We start from the raw sequence: 17,041 nt of genomic DNA on the forward strand, positions 1-17,041 counted from the left end.
CGACCTTTGTTCAAACGCTCTGGCGTTTATTCAGTCCTTTTAGTCAGAAACGGCCATCAGGCTGGCGTTGCCGCCGGCGGCTGTGGTATTGACGCTGCAAGAAATTTCTTCAAACACTTGCAGGATGTCTAAGCCTTGTTCGGACGGGAGGATGCGGATGAGTGCGCCGTCGCGTTTTGCCAGCTCTTGCTTGCGGCTGCTGTCCAGCGGGCTTAGGGCGGCGACGTGGTGCACACCCGTGCTTTCAGGTTTGCTGTTGACTTGCAACAGGCCTTCGAGGTCGGCGGTGTAGGAGGCAAGCGGGCTGTCGGGTTCGACGACGGTTACGATGCCTGCGGCGGCAAGTTCGGTCAGGGCGCAGAAGGCTTGCAGGAGGCTGCCGCCGTGTACCCAGACGCGTTTGGGCGCGCGCCAGCTCATGGCGTTGCGTTCGCCGGTCGGTCCGACCAAGACGGATTCTGCTTGGCGCAGGGTGCGGATGCGGGCGTGTCCCAATGCTGATGCCGCTGCTTTTTTCTCTTCCGCATTAAACGGCAGCTTGTGAATCAGGGCTTCAAGGCGTTTGAGCGCGACTTCGTCCGCTTGTCCGATACGGCTCAGCGGCGGGGCAACCCATTCGGGGATGCGGGTCAGTTTTTGCAGATAGAACGAACCGCCTGCTTTCGGACCTGTACCTGACATACCGTGTCCGCCGAACGGTTGTACGCCGACGACGGCGCCGACGATGTTGCGGTTGACGTAAACGTTACCCGCTTCGATGCGTTCGCGGATGCGTTTGACCGTACCTTCGATACGGCTGTGTACGCCGCTGGTGAGCGCGTAGCCTTTGCTGTTGATTTGGTCGATGATTTGGTCAAGTTCGTCGGCACGGTAGCGGACAACGTGCAGGACGGGACCGAAGACTTCGCGGGTGAGTTCGTTCAAATTGTTGAGTTCGAACAAAATCGGCAGCACGAAAGTGGATTTCGCAGGATCAACGTCGGAGGCGGCTTTGACTTCGTGGTAAGACTTGGCAACGCCTTTCATTTTGTTGATGTGCGATTGCAGGTTTTGCTGCGCTTCGGCATCGATGACGGGGCCTACGTCGGTGGTGAGCTGAACGGGTTTGCCGACGACCAATTCGTCCATCGCGCCTTTGATGATGGCGAGCATCTTGTCAGCAACGTCCTCTTGGACGCAAAGGATACGCAAGGCGGAGCAGCGTTGTCCCGCGCTGTCAAAGGCGGAGTTGAGCACGTCCAAACAAACCTGCTCGGGCAGCGCGGTGGAATCGACAATCATGGCATTCTGACCGCCGGTTTCGGCAATCAATACGGGGCTGTCGTCGCGTTTGGCAAGGGCTTTGTTAATCAGTTGCGCCACTTCGGTCGAGCCGGTGAAAATCACGCCGCCGATGCGCGGGTCGCCTGTCAGCGCTGCGCCGACATCGCCTGCGCCGAGGACAAGCTGCAAGGCGGAAGTCGGGATGCCTGCTTCGTGCATCAGGGAAACGGCGTAGCTGGCAATCAGACTGGTTTGTTCGGCAGGTTTGGCGATAACGGTGTTGCCGGCTGCCAATGCGGAAACGACTTCGCCGGTAAAGATGGCGAGCGGGAAGTTCCACGGGCTGATGGCGACGATGGCACCGACGGCTTTGGCATCTTTGGGCAGGGTGTTTTCAGCTTCGTTTGCGTAGTAGCGGCAGAAATCGACGGCTTCGCGCACTTCGGCGACGGCGTTGTTCAGCGTTTTACCTGCTTCGCGCACGGCAAGCATCATCAGCGCGGGGGTGTGCTGCTCCAGCAAATCGGCGAAACGGCGCAAGCAATTAGCGCGCTCGGCGGCAGGCGTTGCGCTCCATTCGGGGAACGCGGCAACGGCTGCGCCAATCGCTTCTTGGGCAAGCGCAGCATCGGCAAAGCTGACTGTGCCGACTATGTCGTCGTGGTCGGCGGGGTTTTTAATCGGTTGCGCTTCGCCGACATCGCGGGCTTTGCCGTTGATAATGGATGCGGCATGGAAGTCTTGCGCGGCGGCGCGGTTGAGTTTTTCTTGAAGCTGTTGCAACACGGTTTCGTTGCTGAAATCGACGCCTTGGGAATTCAGACGACCCCTGCCGTACAAATCGCGCGGTAGCGGCAAGGCGTTGTGCAGGTGGATGCCTTGTTCGGCGATGGTGTCGAACGGGCTGCGGATCAGCGTGTCGATGCTGATGTTTTCATCGACGATTTGGTTGACAAACGACGAGTTCGCGCCGTTTTCCAACAGGCGGCGCACCAAGTAGGCAAGCAGGGTTTCGTGTGTACCGACCGGGGCGTACACGCGCACGCGGCGGCCTAAGTTTTGCGGGCCGACCACTTGGTCGTACAAGGTTTCGCCCATGCCGTGCAGGCATTGGTGTTCAAAGTCTTTGCCTTTGCCCATTTGGTAAATCGCGCCCAAGGTGTAGGCGTTGTGGGTGGCGAATTGCGGGAACACGGCGTCTTGCGCGTCCAGCAGTTTGCGCGCGCAGGCGAGGTAGGAGATGTCGGTATGGACTTTGCGGGTGTAGGTCGGATAGCCGTCCAGGCCGTCCACTTGCGCCCATTTGATTTCGCTGTCCCAGTACGCGCCTTTAACGAGGCGGATCATCAGTTTTTGGTTGTTGCGGCGGGCAAGGTCAATCAGATAGTCGATGACGAAGGGGCAGCGTTTTTGGTATGCCTGAACGACAAAGCCGATGCCTTTGTAACCTGCCAAATCGGGGTCGGAAACGAGTGCTTCCATCAAATCCAAAGACAGCTCCAAACGGTTGGCTTCTTCAGCATCGATATTGATACCGATATCGTATTTTTTACCCAAAAGGAACAGCTCTTTCAGACGAGGTAAGAGTTCGCTCATCACGCGTTCGTGTTGGGCGCGCGAGTAGCGCGGATGGATGGCGGAAAGTTTGACGGAAATGCCGTTGCCTTCGTACACACCTTGTCCGGCAGCATCTTTGCCGATGGCGTGAATGGCTTGAACGTAGTCGTTGTAATAACGGTCGGCATCTTCTTGGGTAAAAGCGGCTTCGCCCAACATATCAAAGGAGAAGCGGTAGCCCATTTTTTCGCGCTCTTTGCCGTTTTGCAGCGCTTCTTCAATGGTTTGTCCGGTAACAAACTGCTTGCCCAACAGGCGCATGGCGTAGTTCACGCCTTGGCGGATCAGGGGGGCGCCGCCTTTGCTGACGAGGCGGTTCAAAGCCGAACCCATCTGCTTGTCGCTCGGCGCGGTCAGTTTTCCGGTAATCAGCAAGCCCCACGCGGCGGCGTTGACGAACAGGGACGGGCTGTTGTTCAAATGGCTTTTCCAGTTGCCTTCGGAAATTTTGTCGGCAATCAGGCGGTCGCGCGTCGCATTATCAGGAATGCGCAGCAAAGCCTCCGCCAGACACATCAGCGCAATGCCTTCTTCGCTGGAGAGCGAGAACTCGTGCATCAGTGCATCCACGCCGCTGGCTTTGGTGCGGCTGGCGCGAACCTGCGTAACCAAGCGGCGTGCGAGTTCGGACGCTGCCCGACGCTCCTCATCGCTCATCTGTGCGCGTTGCAGCATATCCTGAACGGCTTCGATTTCGTCGCGGCGGTAAGCATCGGTAATCGCTTGGCGCAGTGGCGTTTGTGTCGGAAAAGCAAAGTCAAACATTTTAAGGTTCTCCAAAGTTTTTATGATGATTTTCAGACGACCTCATCCCTTTTCGAGGTCGTCTGAAAAGATTTAAAGCATATAGATAATATCTTAATAAATTTATAAGGGTCGGACAAGCAATTTATCTCAAAAACAGGATTTTTTGCTTTGATAAAAAGCAGATAAAGCCCAAAGAGTGCATTATCCGCATGAGCATCAATATAAAAATAAAACCTGCCTTCCCGTATAAAAATTCAGACGACCTACGGTCAACGGCAGGTCGTCTGAAAACACTTATTTCGCCTCGCGGTATTCCGCATCCGCTTTTTCAAAACGTTCTTGGATTTCACGAGACGGCTCTTTGTCGACAAGTGAAACGATAATAGCGACCACCAAGCAGGCAATGAAGCCGGGGACGATTTCGTACATGGTCAAAAGACCGGTTTCATGTGCCGCCAAAGCAGGTTTTTTGACCCACTCCGCCCACGCCACCACAGTCAGCGCGCCGGCAATCATGCCCGACAAAGCGCCGTATGCAGTGATGCGTTTCCACAATACCGACAGAATCACAATCGGGCCGAACGCCGCGCCGAAACCTGCCCACGCATAAGACACCAAGCCCAAAACTTTGCTTTCGGGGTCGGACGCAATCAGGATGGAGATCACAGCAATCGCCAACACCATCAGACGACCCACCCACACCAGCTCTTTTTGCGGCGCATTTTTACGCAAAAAGCCTTTGTAGAAGTCTTCGGTAATCGCGCTGGAGCAAACCAAAAGCTGGCAAGACAAAGTGGACATGACCGCCGCCAAAATCGCGCTCAAAATAATGCCTGCAATCCAAGGGTTGAACAATAAAGTAGAAAGCGCGATGAAGATACGTTCGTGGTTGCCGTGCATGGAAGCGGTTTGGTCGGGATTGGCACCAAAATACGCAATGCCGAAATAACCGACCGCCACTGCGCCTGCCAGACACAACACCATCCAAGTCATACCGATGCGGCGTGCGGACACCAGCGATTTCGCGCTTTCAGCCGCCATAAAGCGCGCCAAAATGTGCGGCTGACCGAAATAGCCCAAGCCCCATGCGGCGGTGGAAATAATGCCGATGACGGTCGTACCGGCAAACAGACTGCCGTATTCCTTGCCTGTACTTGCGGCAACATTTTGAATTGCGGCAGACATTTGATCTGCACCACCCAGACCCAGATACACCATTACCGGCGTCAAAATCAGCGCAAAAATCATCAAAGAAGCTTGCAGCGTATCCGTCCAGCTTACCGCCAAAAAGCCGCCCAAGAAGGTATAGGCAATGGTCGCACCCGCACCCAGCCACATCGCCTGATTGTAAGTCATGCCTTCAAACAGGCTTTGGAACAAAGTTGCACCCGCCACAATGCCCGAAGCACAATAAATCGTGAAGAAAAACAAGATAATCAGCGCGGAAACCACTTTCATCAAATGTCCGCCCGCGCCGAAGCGGTGGAAGAAATAATCAGGCAGCGTCAGCGCATTGTTGGCATATTCGGTATGTACGCGCAGACGGCCCGCCACCAAAAGCCAGTTGAAATACGCGCCGATCACCAAACCGATGGCAATCCAAGCCTCATTCAAACCGCTCAAATAAATCGCGCCGGGCAAACCCATCAAAAGCCAGCCCGACATATCGGACGCACCCGCCGACATCGCCGTAACAAACGGACCCAAGCTGCGCCCGCCCAAAATATAATCATCGAAATTGCGCGTGGAGAAATACGCGGCCAGACCAATCAAGAGAACGGCAATCAGATAGATTGCAAAAGTGATATACATGGGATTCATGTACTATTCCTCATCTAAAACTTCAAAATCACGGGCTGATGAAATTGCAGGCAATCCACGCCCAAACATTTTTCTAATTAAAATACAGCGGAAATTCTCGCGTTTTTACGGATACGCGGAACAAATCATTTTCAATTACAACAAGATAAGTAAAAAAATCCTATTGATTTGTAAATAATCCAATCCAGCATACCGTAAAAATTCCCACTTGCAAAGGCAGCGCAAACAGGTTCACCGCACAATGCGGACACGCCAATCAAAATACCATGTAAAACAAAATATTATGAAAATCTATTAAAAAATCTTGTTTTCAAACCTTGAAACTATCTTTCCTAATACCAAAACAATCCGCACAATTTTTCAGTAATTAAACAACACCCAAAACGGATCAACCCAAATTCCGCCTTAAAACTACCTTGCTTCATTTTCAGACGACATTTTCAAAAACCAGCCCGCCAACGGCCTGCCGTTTCCTATATAATTCCCGCATTACCGACTGTCGCGCAATATCAATATATCCTCATGAAACGGCTCAAACGCATCAAAACCATCCTCCGCACGCTTTACCTCTACCACCTCGCAGAGCTGTTTGCCGCGCTTGTCCGTCCGGGCTGGGCGCGGACGCTGTTGAAAATGCTGCCGCAGTCGTCTGAATTTGAAAACGAACCGCCTGCCGTGCGACTTCGTTTGGCATTGGAGAGCTTAGGACCGATTTTCATCAAGTTCGGACAGGTTCTGTCCACGCGCCCCGATTTGATTCCGCATGATTACGCGGTCGAACTGGCAAAGCTGCAAGACAAAGTCCCGCCGTTTGACGCACAACTTTCACGGGAGCAAATCGAAAAATCGCTGGGGCAATCCATCGAAACGCTGTATGCTGAATTTGAAACCGAACCCGTCGCCAGTGCGTCCATCGCGCAAGTACACAAAGCCCGCCTGCATTCGGGCGAACAAGTGGCGGTCAAAGTCTTGCGCCCCAACCTTTTGCCCGTCATCGAACAGGATTTGTCGCTGATGCGCTTCGGCGCGGCGTGGGTTGAGCGTCTGTTTGCCGACGGCAAGCGTTTGAAACCGCGAGAGGTGGTGGCGGAATTCGACAAATATCTGCATGACGAGTTGGACTTGATGCGCGAAGCCGCCAATGCCAGCCAACTTGGACGCAATTTCCAAAACAGCAATATGCTGATTGTGCCTAAAGTGTTTTACGACTACTGCACCAGCGACGTGCTGACCATCGAATGGATGGACGGCACGCCGGTATCCGAAATCGCCAAACTCAAAGCCGACAGCATCGATTTGCACAAACTCGCCGATTACGGCGTGGAAATCTTCTTCACGCAAGTCTTCCGCGACGGCTTTTTCCATGCCGATATGCACCCCGGCAACATTTTGGTCGCCGCCGACAATCGCTACATCGCCCTCGATTTCGGCATCGTCGGCACGCTGACCGACTACGACAAGCGCTATCTCGCCATCAACTTCCTCGCCTTTTTCAACCGCGACTACCACCGCGTCGCCACAGCCCACATCGAATCGGGCTGGGTGCCCGCCGACACGCGCGCGGAAGAATTGGAAGCTGCTGTCCGCGCCGTGTGCGAGCCGGTGTTCAACAAACCGATTTCGCAAATTTCCTTCGGTTTGGTACTGATGCGCCTGTTTGAAGTCAGCCGCCGCTTCAATGTCGAAATCCAACCGCAGCTTGTACTGCTGCAAAAAACGCTGCTCAACATCGAAGGCTTGGGACGGCAGCTTGATCCCGATTTGGACTTGTGGAAAACCGCCAAACCGTTTTTAGTGAAGTGGATGAACGAACAGGTCGGCCCGAAAGCCTTTTTGCGCAACCTCAAAAACGAAGCCCCCGACTGGGCACAAATCATCCCTTCCCTGCCGCGCAAAATCAGCGCGCTGGTTGACGAAAACCGCCAGCAGGAAATGCGCGATGCCTATATCCATTTGGTCAAAGTGCAGCAGCGGCAAAGCATGTGGCTGGGCGTGATTGCGGTTACTTTGCTTCTGATTTTGCTGTTTGATTAAAACGTACCTATTCAAAAGGTCGTCTGAAAACGAAATAGTAGTTTTAAAAAACTCGCTACCCGCATTTTCAGACGACCTTGGATTCGGATTTCAAGTGCAACACTAGTGTATCAGTGGTTTGAACAGATTCAAGAATAAAACACTTGGCGTTTCGTAGCCAAGTGTTTTTCTTGGCCGGTGGTTCAATTCATCTTGAACCCTGCGTATCTCCCGATTGCTGATGTTTCGGAAATCGGTTTGTTTGGGGAAATATTGGCGGATGAGTCCGTTGGTGTTCTCATTCAGCCCTTTCTCCCAAGAATGGTAGGGGCGGCAAAAATAGGTTTTCGCCTTCAATGCTTCGGCTATTTTGGTGTGTTGATAGAACTCTTTGCCGTTATCCATAGTGATGGTGTGCACTCTGGCTTTATGTGCCTTTAATGCCCTAACGGCTGCCAGAGCAGTGTCTTCGGCTTTGAGGCTATCCAATTTGCAGACGATGGTGTAGCGGGTAACGCGTTCGACCAAGGTCAGTAATGCGCTTTTCTGTCCTTTGCCGACGATGGTGTCGGCTTCCCAATCGCCGATGCGGGTTTTCTGGTCGACGATAGCGGGTCGGTTTTCTATGCCGACACGGTTGGGCACTTTGCCTCTGGTCCATGTGCTGCCGTAGCGTTTGCGGTAGGGTTTGCTGCATATTCTGAGGTGTTGCCACAACGTGCCGCCGTTGCTTTTGTCTTGGCGAAGGTAGCGGTAAATGGTGCTGTGGTGGAGCGTGATTTGGTGGTGTTTGCGCAGGTAGGCGCATACTTGTTCAGGACTGAGTTTGCGGCGGATAAGGGTGTCGATGTGTTGAATCCGCTGCGAATCGAGCTTATAGGGTTGTCGCTTACGCTGCTTGATAGACCGGCTCTGCTTCTGGGCCTTTTCGGCGCTGTATTGCTGCCCTTGGGTGCGGTGCCGTCTGATTTCGCGGCTGATGGTGCTTTTGTGTCGGTTAAGCTGTTTGGCGATTTCGGCGATGGTGCAGTGGCGGGACAGGTATTGGATGTGGTATCGTTCGTCTTGGGTCAGTTGCGTGTAGCTCATGGCAATCTTTCTTGCAGGAAAGGCCGTATGCTACCGCATACTGGCCTTTTCCTGTTAGGGAAAGTTGCACTTCAAATGCGAATCCGCCGACCTTTTATTATGGATTTGAATAAAACGCGCACCTCAACCTCAGCATGGGCTTCGCCCAAGAAACAGAATAGACCGATATATTTTTCGCAGGGAAAGCCCACGCTACTTTTATACTCATTACCGAGGTCGTCTGAAACACGGATTACAGCTAGGCAAGCCTGCTATACCCGTTTTCAGACGACCTTTTTCCTTATACAATAGCCGCTTGAATTTTATATATTCTGATATAAAGGATACGGATTATGTTCGGCAAACAACTCTTTGAAGAAGTCAGCGCAAAAATCAGCGAAACCATCGCCAACAGCCCCGCCAAAGACATGGAGAAAAACGTCAAAGCCATGCTCGGAAGCGCGTTCAACCGCATGGATTTGGTTACGCGCGAAGAATTCGACATCCAGCAGCAGGTTTTGATCAAAACCCGCACCAAATTGGTCGAGCTGGAAGAGCGTCTGGCAAAACTTGAAGCCGCGCAAGAGCCTGAGCAGACCGCATTGGAAGCCGCGCAAGCCGCAGCCCAAGAAGCCGTCGAAGAAATCAAACAGCAAACCGAAGCCGGCGAATAAGGTCGTCTGAAACATGTCGCTTGCCTTGGTTTACAGCCGCGCCTTGAGCGGCATGAATGCGCCGTTGGTCGAAGTGGAAGCCCACCTTGCCAACGGCCTGCCTCATTTCAACATCGTCGGACTGCCCGACACCGAAGTCAAAGAAAGCCGCGACCGCGTGCGCGCCGCCATCATCCAAAGCGGTTTCGACTTCCCAGCCAAAAAAATCACCGTCAACCTAGCCCCTGCCGACCTGCCTAAAGAATCGGGACGTTTCGACCTGCCGATTGCGTTGGGTATCCTCGCCGCATCCGGACAAATCGCACCCGAAAAGCTCGCGCAATACGAGTTTGCCGGCGAATTGGCGCTTTCCGGCATGTTGCGCCCCGTGCGCGGCGCGTTGGCGATGGCGTGGCAGGGTATGCAGGCAGGACGCTCTTTCGTCCTGCCGCAGGAAAACGCGGAACAAGCCGCCGTGATGCGCGGCATTACCGTTTACGGTGCGCGTTCGTTGGGTGAAGTCGCTGCCCATTTGAACGGCATCGAACCCTTGGCGCAAACCGCCTGCCAAGTTCCGCAGAGGTCGTCTGAAAACGACAAACTGCCCGACCTCATCGATGTCAAAGGTCAACACACCGCCCGCCTTGCTTTGGAAATCGCTGCCGCGGGCGGACACAGCCTCTTAATGATGGGGCCGCCGGGAACGGGCAAATCCATGCTTTCCCAACGGCTGCCCGGCATCCTGCCGCCTTTGACCGAAGACGAATTGGTCGAAGTATGGGCTTTGCGTTCGCTCCTGCCCAATCATCAGCAACAACTCGACAGCCACCGTCCTTTCCGCAGCCCGCACCATAGCGCCAGCTCGGCAGCCATGGTCGGCGGCGGTTCCGACCCGCGTCCGGGCGAGATTTCATTGGCGCATCACGGCGTTTTATTTTTGGACGAGCTGCCCGAGTTTGATCGCAAAGTTTTGGAAGTTTTGCGCGAACCGTTGGAAAACGGCGAAATCCACATTTCCCGCGCGGCGCGTCAAGCCGTCTATCCCGCCAAATTTCAGCTTGTCGCCGCCATGAACCCTTGTCCTTGCGGTTATCTCGGGCATCCCGTCAAACCCTGCCGCTGCACGCCCGAAAGTGTCGCACGTTACCGCAGCAAAATTTCCGGCCCGCTGCTCGACCGCATCGATTTGACCATCGAAGTTCCGAGCCTGTCCGCCGCCGAACTGATGCAGCAGGAAGCAGGAGAAAGCAGCGCCGTCGTGTTGGCGCGCGTGATCGCCGCCCGCGACAAACAATACGCGCGGCAAGGCAAAGTGAATGCCGCCTTGAGCGTCAGTGAACTCGACACGTCCGCACGCATCCAAAAAGAAGCGCAGGAAGCCTTGGGCAACCTGTTGGAAAAACTTTCACTCTCCGCCCGCAGTTTCCACCGCATCATGCGCGTGGCGCGTACGCTGGCAGATTTGGCGGGAGATGAAGAAGTCGGCAGAAGCCACGTTTTGAAAGCCGTCAGCTTCCGCCGCGCGTTGTAAGATTTTTCAGACGACCTTGAATACTGAAAACGGAAAATTTAAGGTAAAAAACTCAGACGTATTAGGTCCTGCTGGTGTTTGAAATGCGGAATATTCTGTTTTATCAGAAAAAATCTGTTTTTGATAAATTGTCAGCACGTCCTAACATCACGGCGGTTTTCGTAAAAAGCATGTAAACAAATGGCGCATTTTTGCCCAATATAAAGGATATTGATAAAATGACCCGTCCCTGCCGATGGCAGCAGCAGATTCATCTGCCGCCAAAAGGTCGTCTGAACGGCATCATCAATATAGGTATCTCATGAATAAGAACACTCAATACGGCAAAGGCCTTTTCGGCTTTTTCTTCGGCCTCCTCCTCGCTACCGGCGTGATCGGGGGTATCCTGTATTTTCTGAATCAAGACACGCCGAACGCCTTTAAAGGCGCGACCGAGCCGCAAAAACAGCAAACCGAGCCTGAAATCCTCAAGCCGCAGGAAAAATCCAAACCTGAGGCTAAGCCTGAAGCCAAGCCTGAAACGGAAGAACCGCCTGTCGTTGTTCCCGTAGAGAAAGAGCGTCCGACCGAAGAGACCAAGCCTGAGGTGAAACGCAGCGAGGCTGACGACGATGCCGCAGCCAAAGAAAAAGAACGCGCTGAGAAAGAAGCGCAAGAAAAGGCAGATAAAGCCAAAGCCGACAAAGAGCGCGCAGACAAAGAAAAAGCGGAAAAAGAACGTGCCGTCCGCGAAGCAGAAGATGAAGCCCGCGAGGCTGAAAAAGCCCTGCGCGAAGCTGAAAAAGAAGACCAAGATGCTGCCGAACGCGAGTTGAAACAAAAACTTGCCGAGAAAAAGGCAGAGCTTGCGAAAAAACGCGCCGAAAAAGCCAAAGCCGACAAAGAGGCCGCCGATAAAGCCCAAAAGGCAGCTGAGTTGACCGACAAACAAAAAGCGCGCGCCGAGCGCAAACTTGCCGAGAAAAAAGCGGCAGAGAAAAAAGCCGCCGAAGCCAAAAAAACCGAAACTGCTAAAAAAACCAACAAACCGACTCCCGAACAAATCTTGAATAGCGGCAGCATCGAAAAAGCCCGTCAGGAAGCGAATAAAGGTGCGGCGAAAGAAGCGAAGAAAGCCGACGCGGAAAAATCATCCGCCAAAGCCGACAATGCTAAAGCTGAGACCAAAGCAGCAGAAGGCGGTAAAAAAGTCATCCTGCAAATGGGTTCGTACGCCGACCGCAACAGCGCCGACGCGCAACGTGCCAAACTCGCCATGCTGGGCATTTCGTCCAAAGTGGTCGAGCGCACCAACGGCGACAAAACCGTTTACCGCGTACAAAGCAACAGCATGTCGTCTGAAGCCGCGAAAAACATTCAGAAAGACTTGCAAAAACACAATATCAACAGCCTGATGCGTTCGGCTCAATAAGGAGGCGGCAATGAAACGGACAATCAAACCGGCAGCCGTACTCCTCAGTCTCGTGCTTGCCTTTTCCGCAAGTGCGCAGGCTGCGGTCGAAGGCGTGGATTACACGGTTTTGAAAAAACCGATTCCGCAACAAGACGCATCCAAAATCGAAGTTTTGGAATTTTTCGGCTATTTCTGCGTACATTGCCAAAACTTTGATCCCGTCTTGCTGTCATACAGCAAAACTTTCCCGAAAGATGTTTACCTGCGTACCGAACACGTCGTCTGGATGCCTGAAATGTTGGGCTTGGCGCGGGTTGCTGCAGCGGTTAACGCTTCGGGTTTGAAGTATCAGGCAAACCCCGCTATTTTCAAAGCCGTACACGAACAGAAAATCAATTTGGCGGATACCGCCACTTTCAAAAGCTGGGCGGCGGCACAAAAAAGCTTTGACAGCAAAAAACTGATTGCCGCATACGACGCACCCGCGAGCCTCGCAGCCGCTAAAAAAATGCAAAGCCTGACCGAGACTTACCGTATCGAAGGTACGCCGGACGTCATCGTCGGCGGCAAATATCGGGTCATATTCAGCAGCGATTGGGAGAATGGGCAGAAAACCATAGGCGAGCTGATTAACAAAGTCCGCCAAGAGCGTTCCGGCGGCAAAGCAGCTTCTAAAGCCGCGCGCTGACGGAATTTATCCAGACAGTTTCGGAATGATCGCTAAAGATAAGACGGTTTCCGAACTGTCTGTTTGTTTTGGGCGGCGTATAGTGGATTAACTTTAAACCAGTACGGCGTTGCCTCGCCTTGCCGTACTGGTTTAAAGTTAATCCACTATAAAATCCATAAAAACGATACTGCTGAGGGATGGTGCAAACACCGCCATCCCGCAGCAGTTTTCTGATTCTGATACCGCTTTATCCTGAAATCCAGACAGGCAAACGTCGTCTGAAAACCAAAAAAGAAAGCAATATGGACATTTTAACTTTATTAAAAGCCCTGATTATGGGCATTGTGGAAGGTTTGACGGAATTTCTGCCGATTTCAAGTACCGGCCACTTGATTGTATTGGGCGACTTGCTCAATTTCCACAGCAACGGCAAAGTATTTGAAATCGCCATCCAACTGGGCGCGGTACTTGCCGTGATTTTTGAATACCGTCAGCGTTTCACTTCCGTTTTGTCCGGACTGGGTAAAGACCGTGCCGCCAACCGCTTCGTGTTGAACCTTGCCGTCGCGTTTGTACCTGCCGCAGTCGTAGGTTTGCTGTTCAGCAAACAAATTAAAGAATATTTATTTAACCCAATTACCGTCGCCACCATGTTGGTATTGGGCGGATTTTTTATTTTATGGGTCGAAAAACGCCAAAGCACAATCAAGCCGAAAGTCAAAAGCGTGGATGAAATGCGTCCGATTGATGCGCTTGTGGTCGGTTGCGCCCAAGTGTGCGCGCTGGTGCCGGGGACTTCGCGTTCGGGCAGTACGATTATTGGCGGTATGCTGTGGGGCATCGAGCGCAAAGCTGCGACCGAATTTTCTTTCTTCCTCGCCGTGCCGATGATGATTGCCGCTACCGGCTATGACGTATTGAAAAACTACAAACTTTTTACTTTGCAAGATGTCGGCCTGATTGCCGTCGGTTTCATCGCCGCCTTCTTGGCAGGCCTCTTGGCGATTAAATCGCTGCTGAAATTCGTGTCCAGCAAAAACTACGTTCCGTTTGCCTACTACCGTATCGTCTTCGGCGGATTGATTCTGCTGACTTGGGCGATGGGCTGGGTCAAATGGGCAGCATGATGTTGAAGCAGGGATAAGCTTTAGATAAAGCAAAGGTCGTCTGAAAACCTTGTATACAAGATTTTCAGACGACCTTTCCCAGTATGGCGGGCTAATCCGACAAACCGCCCGCCCCTAGCCCGCGTGCAACACAAATATCGTCGGGCGTTTTTTCAAATTCGGTAGCGTTTTCATTTTCCGCCAAGCAGCAACGGTTTGGCTGATGATTTCCTGTGTCGGCAAAGTCAGGTCGGTTGCGGTGCAGAGGCGGGTTTCAGGGTACAAGGTTTCCAGTGCGTCGGCGAGCAGCGCATCGTTGCGGTAAGGCGTTTCGATAAAAATCTGGGTTTCGTTTTGCTGACGGGAACGCTGCTCCAAGCTCTTCAAAGCGGCGATACGCTCACTTTTCTCCGACGGCAGATAGCCTTTAAACGCGAAATTCTGCCCGTTCGCCCCTGACGCCATCAACGCCAGCAACAGGCTGGACGGGCCGACCAGCGGACGGACTTCATAGTCGTGTCGGTGCGCCAACGCCACCAGATTCGCGCCGGGATCGGCAACCGCGGGACAGCCTGCTTCGCTGAGAATGCCCATGCTGCGCCCTTCCTGCAAAGGTTTCAAAAGCTCGGGCAGGGTTTTCAGGTCGGTGTGTTCGTTGAGGGTTTGCAGGTTTAGCTCGCGGATGGGAGTCGTGATGCCCAAATGTTTCAGATGTGCGCGGGCGGTTTTTTCGGCCTCAACTACGAAATCGGTCAAGCCGGTAATCTGCGTCTGTTCGTGCGGCAGCAGGCAGGGGGTATCGGGCGCACCCAAAGGGGTGGGAATCAGGTAAAGAATCGGGGACATGATGGGTTTCCTATACGGAAGGTCGTCTGAAACCGTCATACGGCTGTTTTCAGACGACCTAAATGATTTCTACGCCTTCGTTTTTTAAAAACTCGACCAGTTTGAAGATGGGCAAACCGATAAGCGCGTTCGGGTCGCTGCTGTCTATGCGCTCCAGCAACGCCGCGCCCAAGCCCTCGCTCTTCGCCGCACCCGCGCAGTAAACCGCGTCCGGCTCGCGCGCCAGATAACGCTCAATCTGCCCGTCTGTCAGCGCGCGCATCAAGACCGACGTGTTATCGACATGACGCTGAATACGGCCCGAAGCAGTATTCAAAAGCACGATTGCGCTGTAAAATTCAATCTTTCTGCCGCTCAAATCCCTGAGCATTTGTTGTGCATTTGCGACGTTCATCGGCTTGCCCAACTGGCGGTCATTGCACCACGCCACTTGGTCCGCACCGATCACCAACGCGGCAGGAAATCGAGCCGCCAGCGAACGCGCCTTCCCTTCCGCCAAACGCAAGGCAGTATCCGCCGCGTTTTCACCCGCAGCAGGCGTTTCGTCGAAATCAGGCGCGACAGTTTGGAAATCAATACCCAAACGCTCAAGCTGCGCGCGGCGGAACACCGAACCCGAACCCAATATCAAAGGCAGTTTTGCATTCATATTTTGCTTAAAAATATTGACGTTAGACTGTCGAAATTATATCATACCCCGTTTATGTCAGACCCTAATTTGATTGACCCAGAAGTTTTCGCCTCCGAAAAGCAGACCCTGCAAGGCAGCTTCCTGCTTGAGGAATTGGACGAACGAGTCCGTTCGCACGATTATCCGGCCGACAAACAGACCAAAGTGTCGTTTACGCTGAGCGGCGGACGCGACCGACTGCAGCGTTTGTTTCTCGATTTAAACGTCAAAGCCGATATGCCGCTGATTTGCCAACGATGTATCCGCCCCATACCGTTTACGCTCGACGAAACCAGCCGCATTGTTTTGTTCGCCAATGAAGAGGACTTGGATGAAGCAATGCTTGCCGACGAAGAGTTGGAAGGCATGCCGATTGAGAAAGAACTCGACGTACGCAGGTTGGTGGAAGACCAAATCCTAATGTCGCTCCCCTTCTCCCCGCGCCACGAAAACTGCGACAACGCCGCGCTGGAACAAGTCAATCAGGACAAACCCAACCCTTTTGCTGTTTTAGCAGGTTTGAAAAGCAGTTAACCAGGACACAGTTTTATTTATCTAGGAGCTTGAAATGGCCGTTCAACAAAACAAAAAATCCCCTTCTAAACGCGGTATGCACCGCTCTCACGACGCTTTGACCGCGCCTTCTCTGTCTGTTGACAGCGTAACCGGCGAAGTACACCGCCCGCACCACATTTCCCCCAACGGCATGTACCGCGGTCGTAAAGTAGTGAAAGCCAAAGGCGAATAATCTTATTCGACTGACTGAAAAAGCCAGAATATTGCCATGCAATGCTGGCTTTTTTACATTACATCCGAACTGCCCGACTGCATGCCTGAATCCATCTCAACACTCGGCACGAAATCCTCACAGTTCAAACTGATACACCCAATCCAATCGGGAATCGCCATGAAACAGAAAATCTGGTACACCTACGACGATATCCACCGCGTGATCAAAGCGTTGGCGGAAAAAATCCAAAACTCCGGCGTCAAATACGATGCCATGATCGCCATCGGCGGTGGCGGCTTCATCCCCGCCCGTATGCTGCGCTGCTTTCTGGAAATCCCGATTTACGCCGTAACAACCGCCTATTACGACAGCGACAATGAAGGACAGGTAACGGAAGAAGTCAAAAAAGTCCAATGGCTCGACCCCGTCCCTGACGTACTGAAAGGCAAGAACGTACTCGTCGTCGATGAAGTCGACGACAGCCGCATGACCATGGAATTCTGTCTGACCGAGTTGCAAAAAGAAGATTTCGGCACCATCGGCGTTGCCGTCCTGCACGAAAAAATCAAAGCCAAAGTCGGCAAAATCCCCGAAGGCATCCCCTACTTCAGCGGTCTGACCGTAGAAGACTGGTGGATCAACTACCCTTGGGACGCACTCGATATCGACGAACACAACCGCCTCGCTGCCGAAGGCAAAAAATAAACCCGTGATGGAGAAGCCCGCCTTCTCCCGGAACGGCAACGGCGAAATCCGTACCATACCGATAAAACGAGATTTCGCCTCTTTTCAGCGCATCTTCATAAAACGTATTAGAATGTGGAACGCAACACTTCAATCCGAAGCACCCGACCACACATACACCCTATTTTCAGACGACCTCCATACCGCATATCGTCCAAAGGTCGTCTGA

14 protein-coding genes are annotated in these 17,041 nt (G+C 52.9%); 9 read left to right on the plus strand and 5 right to left on the minus strand.

Annotation, left to right across the window (positions count from 1 at the left end; translation table 11 throughout):
• Positions 1–39: 39 nt before the first annotated feature.
• Together putA and putP are read right to left on the minus strand one after the other, a co-directional pair.
• On the minus strand, positions 40–3,645 hold the full coding sequence (putA, locus tag J7445_RS08355) for a bifunctional proline dehydrogenase/L-glutamate gamma-semialdehyde dehydrogenase PutA (protein ID WP_209282975.1): 3,606 nt from the start codon (positions 3,643–3,645) through the stop codon (positions 40–42).
• A gap of 276 nt (positions 3,646–3,921) precedes the next feature.
• Positions 3,922–5,448, minus strand: coding sequence for a sodium/proline symporter PutP (gene putP, locus J7445_RS08360; protein WP_209282976.1), 1,527 nt, complete (start codon positions 5,446–5,448; stop codon positions 3,922–3,924).
• Positions 5,449–5,970: 522 nt separating this feature from the next.
• Here putP and ubiB point away from each other — a divergent pair.
• Positions 5,971–7,482 (plus strand): ubiquinone biosynthesis regulatory protein kinase UbiB, encoded by a 1,512-nt coding sequence (ubiB, locus tag J7445_RS08365; RefSeq protein WP_209282977.1) that lies wholly within the window; start codon positions 5,971–5,973, stop codon positions 7,480–7,482.
• A 102-nt stretch (positions 7,483–7,584) separates the two neighbouring features.
• Here ubiB and J7445_RS08370 read toward each other — a convergent pair whose 3' ends face one another.
• Entirely contained in the window at positions 7,585–8,550 is a 966-nt protein-coding gene (locus J7445_RS08370) for an IS30 family transposase (protein WP_209282978.1), read from the minus strand.
• A gap of 332 nt (positions 8,551–8,882) precedes the next feature.
• Between J7445_RS08370 and J7445_RS08375 the strand changes: the two genes are divergently transcribed.
• The 5 genes from J7445_RS08375 (at position 8,883) to J7445_RS08395 (ending at position 13,903) form a co-directional block, all read left to right on the plus strand.
• Complete coding sequence (locus J7445_RS08375; protein WP_016686683.1) at positions 8,883–9,203, plus strand: accessory factor UbiK family protein; 321 nt, start codon at positions 8,883–8,885, stop codon at positions 9,201–9,203.
• 13 nt (positions 9,204–9,216) lie between these two features.
• A complete protein-coding gene (locus tag J7445_RS08380; protein ID WP_209282979.1) occupies positions 9,217–10,713 on the plus strand; it encodes a YifB family Mg chelatase-like AAA ATPase in 1,497 nt (498 codons plus the stop codon).
• 301 nt (positions 10,714–11,014) lie between these two features.
• Entirely contained in the window at positions 11,015–12,124 is a 1,110-nt protein-coding gene (locus tag J7445_RS08385; RefSeq protein WP_209282980.1) for an SPOR domain-containing protein, read from the plus strand.
• Positions 12,125–12,134: 10 nt separating this feature from the next.
• Positions 12,135–12,794: a thiol:disulfide interchange protein DsbA/DsbL gene (locus J7445_RS08390; RefSeq protein WP_209282981.1), complete on the plus strand. Its 660-nt coding sequence runs from the start codon at positions 12,135–12,137 to the stop codon at positions 12,792–12,794.
• Between the two features lie 284 nt (positions 12,795–13,078).
• Positions 13,079–13,903 (plus strand): undecaprenyl-diphosphate phosphatase, encoded by an 825-nt coding sequence (locus J7445_RS08395; RefSeq protein ID WP_209283370.1) that lies wholly within the window; start codon positions 13,079–13,081, stop codon positions 13,901–13,903.
• Between the two features lie 114 nt (positions 13,904–14,017).
• On the opposite strand, the gene J7445_RS08400 is transcribed toward J7445_RS08395, so the two are convergent.
• Both J7445_RS08400 and J7445_RS08405 read right to left on the minus strand, forming a co-directional pair.
• Complete coding sequence (locus tag J7445_RS08400) at positions 14,018–14,728, minus strand: SAM-dependent methyltransferase (protein ID WP_209282982.1); 711 nt, start codon at positions 14,726–14,728, stop codon at positions 14,018–14,020.
• 58 nt (positions 14,729–14,786) lie between these two features.
• On the minus strand, positions 14,787–15,377 hold the full coding sequence (locus tag J7445_RS08405; RefSeq protein ID WP_209282983.1) for a Maf family protein: 591 nt from the start codon (positions 15,375–15,377) through the stop codon (positions 14,787–14,789).
• A 54-nt stretch (positions 15,378–15,431) separates the two neighbouring features.
• Between J7445_RS08405 and J7445_RS08410 the strand changes: the two genes are divergently transcribed.
• From J7445_RS08410 to J7445_RS08420, 3 genes are all read left to right on the plus strand, one after another.
• Positions 15,432–15,932: a YceD family protein gene (locus J7445_RS08410; RefSeq protein ID WP_209282984.1), complete on the plus strand. Its 501-nt coding sequence runs from the start codon at positions 15,432–15,434 to the stop codon at positions 15,930–15,932.
• Positions 15,933–15,966: 34 nt separating this feature from the next.
• Positions 15,967–16,146 carry a 50S ribosomal protein L32 gene (rpmF, locus tag J7445_RS08415; protein ID WP_003744026.1) on the plus strand — a complete coding sequence of 60 codons (180 nt, stop codon included), beginning with the start codon at positions 15,967–15,969 and terminating at the stop codon, positions 16,144–16,146.
• A 159-nt stretch (positions 16,147–16,305) separates the two neighbouring features.
• Positions 16,306–16,833 (plus strand): phosphoribosyltransferase, encoded by a 528-nt coding sequence (locus J7445_RS08420; protein ID WP_209282985.1) that lies wholly within the window; start codon positions 16,306–16,308, stop codon positions 16,831–16,833.
• The last annotated feature ends 208 nt before the right edge of the window (positions 16,834–17,041 follow it).

It is taken from the genome of Neisseria sicca (assembly GCF_017753665.1).
Taxonomy (GTDB): domain Bacteria; phylum Pseudomonadota; class Gammaproteobacteria; order Burkholderiales; family Neisseriaceae; genus Neisseria; species Neisseria flava.

Excerpts from the sequence above, each read along its gene's own strand:
- J7445_RS08385 (WP_209282980.1), top strand. The coding sequence starts at position 11,015 with ATGAATAAGAACACTCAATACGGCAAAGGCCTTTTCGGCTTTTTCTTC.
- J7445_RS08390 (WP_209282981.1), top strand. The coding sequence starts at position 12,135 with ATGAAACGGACAATCAAACCGGCAGCCGTACTCCTCAGTCTCGTGCTT.
- putP (WP_209282976.1), bottom strand. The coding sequence starts at position 5,448 with ATGAATCCCATGTATATCACTTTTGCAATCTATCTGATTGCCGTTCTC.
- J7445_RS08380 (WP_209282979.1), top strand. The coding sequence starts at position 9,217 with ATGTCGCTTGCCTTGGTTTACAGCCGCGCCTTGAGCGGCATGAATGCG.
- J7445_RS08420 (WP_209282985.1), top strand. The coding sequence starts at position 16,306 with ATGAAACAGAAAATCTGGTACACCTACGACGATATCCACCGCGTGATC.
- ubiB (WP_209282977.1), top strand. The coding sequence starts at position 5,971 with ATGAAACGGCTCAAACGCATCAAAACCATCCTCCGCACGCTTTACCTC.
- J7445_RS08410 (WP_209282984.1), top strand. The coding sequence starts at position 15,432 with ATGTCAGACCCTAATTTGATTGACCCAGAAGTTTTCGCCTCCGAAAAG.
- J7445_RS08400 (WP_209282982.1), bottom strand. The coding sequence starts at position 14,728 with ATGTCCCCGATTCTTTACCTGATTCCCACCCCTTTGGGTGCGCCCGAT.
- J7445_RS08375 (WP_016686683.1), top strand. The coding sequence starts at position 8,883 with ATGTTCGGCAAACAACTCTTTGAAGAAGTCAGCGCAAAAATCAGCGAA.
- J7445_RS08370 (WP_209282978.1), bottom strand. The coding sequence starts at position 8,550 with ATGAGCTACACGCAACTGACCCAAGACGAACGATACCACATCCAATAC.
- rpmF (WP_003744026.1), top strand. The coding sequence starts at position 15,967 with ATGGCCGTTCAACAAAACAAAAAATCCCCTTCTAAACGCGGTATGCAC.
- putA (WP_209282975.1), bottom strand. The coding sequence starts at position 3,645 with ATGTTTGACTTTGCTTTTCCGACACAAACGCCACTGCGCCAAGCGATT.
- J7445_RS08405 (WP_209282983.1), bottom strand. The coding sequence starts at position 15,377 with ATGAATGCAAAACTGCCTTTGATATTGGGTTCGGGTTCGGTGTTCCGC.
- J7445_RS08395 (WP_209283370.1), top strand. The coding sequence starts at position 13,079 with ATGGACATTTTAACTTTATTAAAAGCCCTGATTATGGGCATTGTGGAA.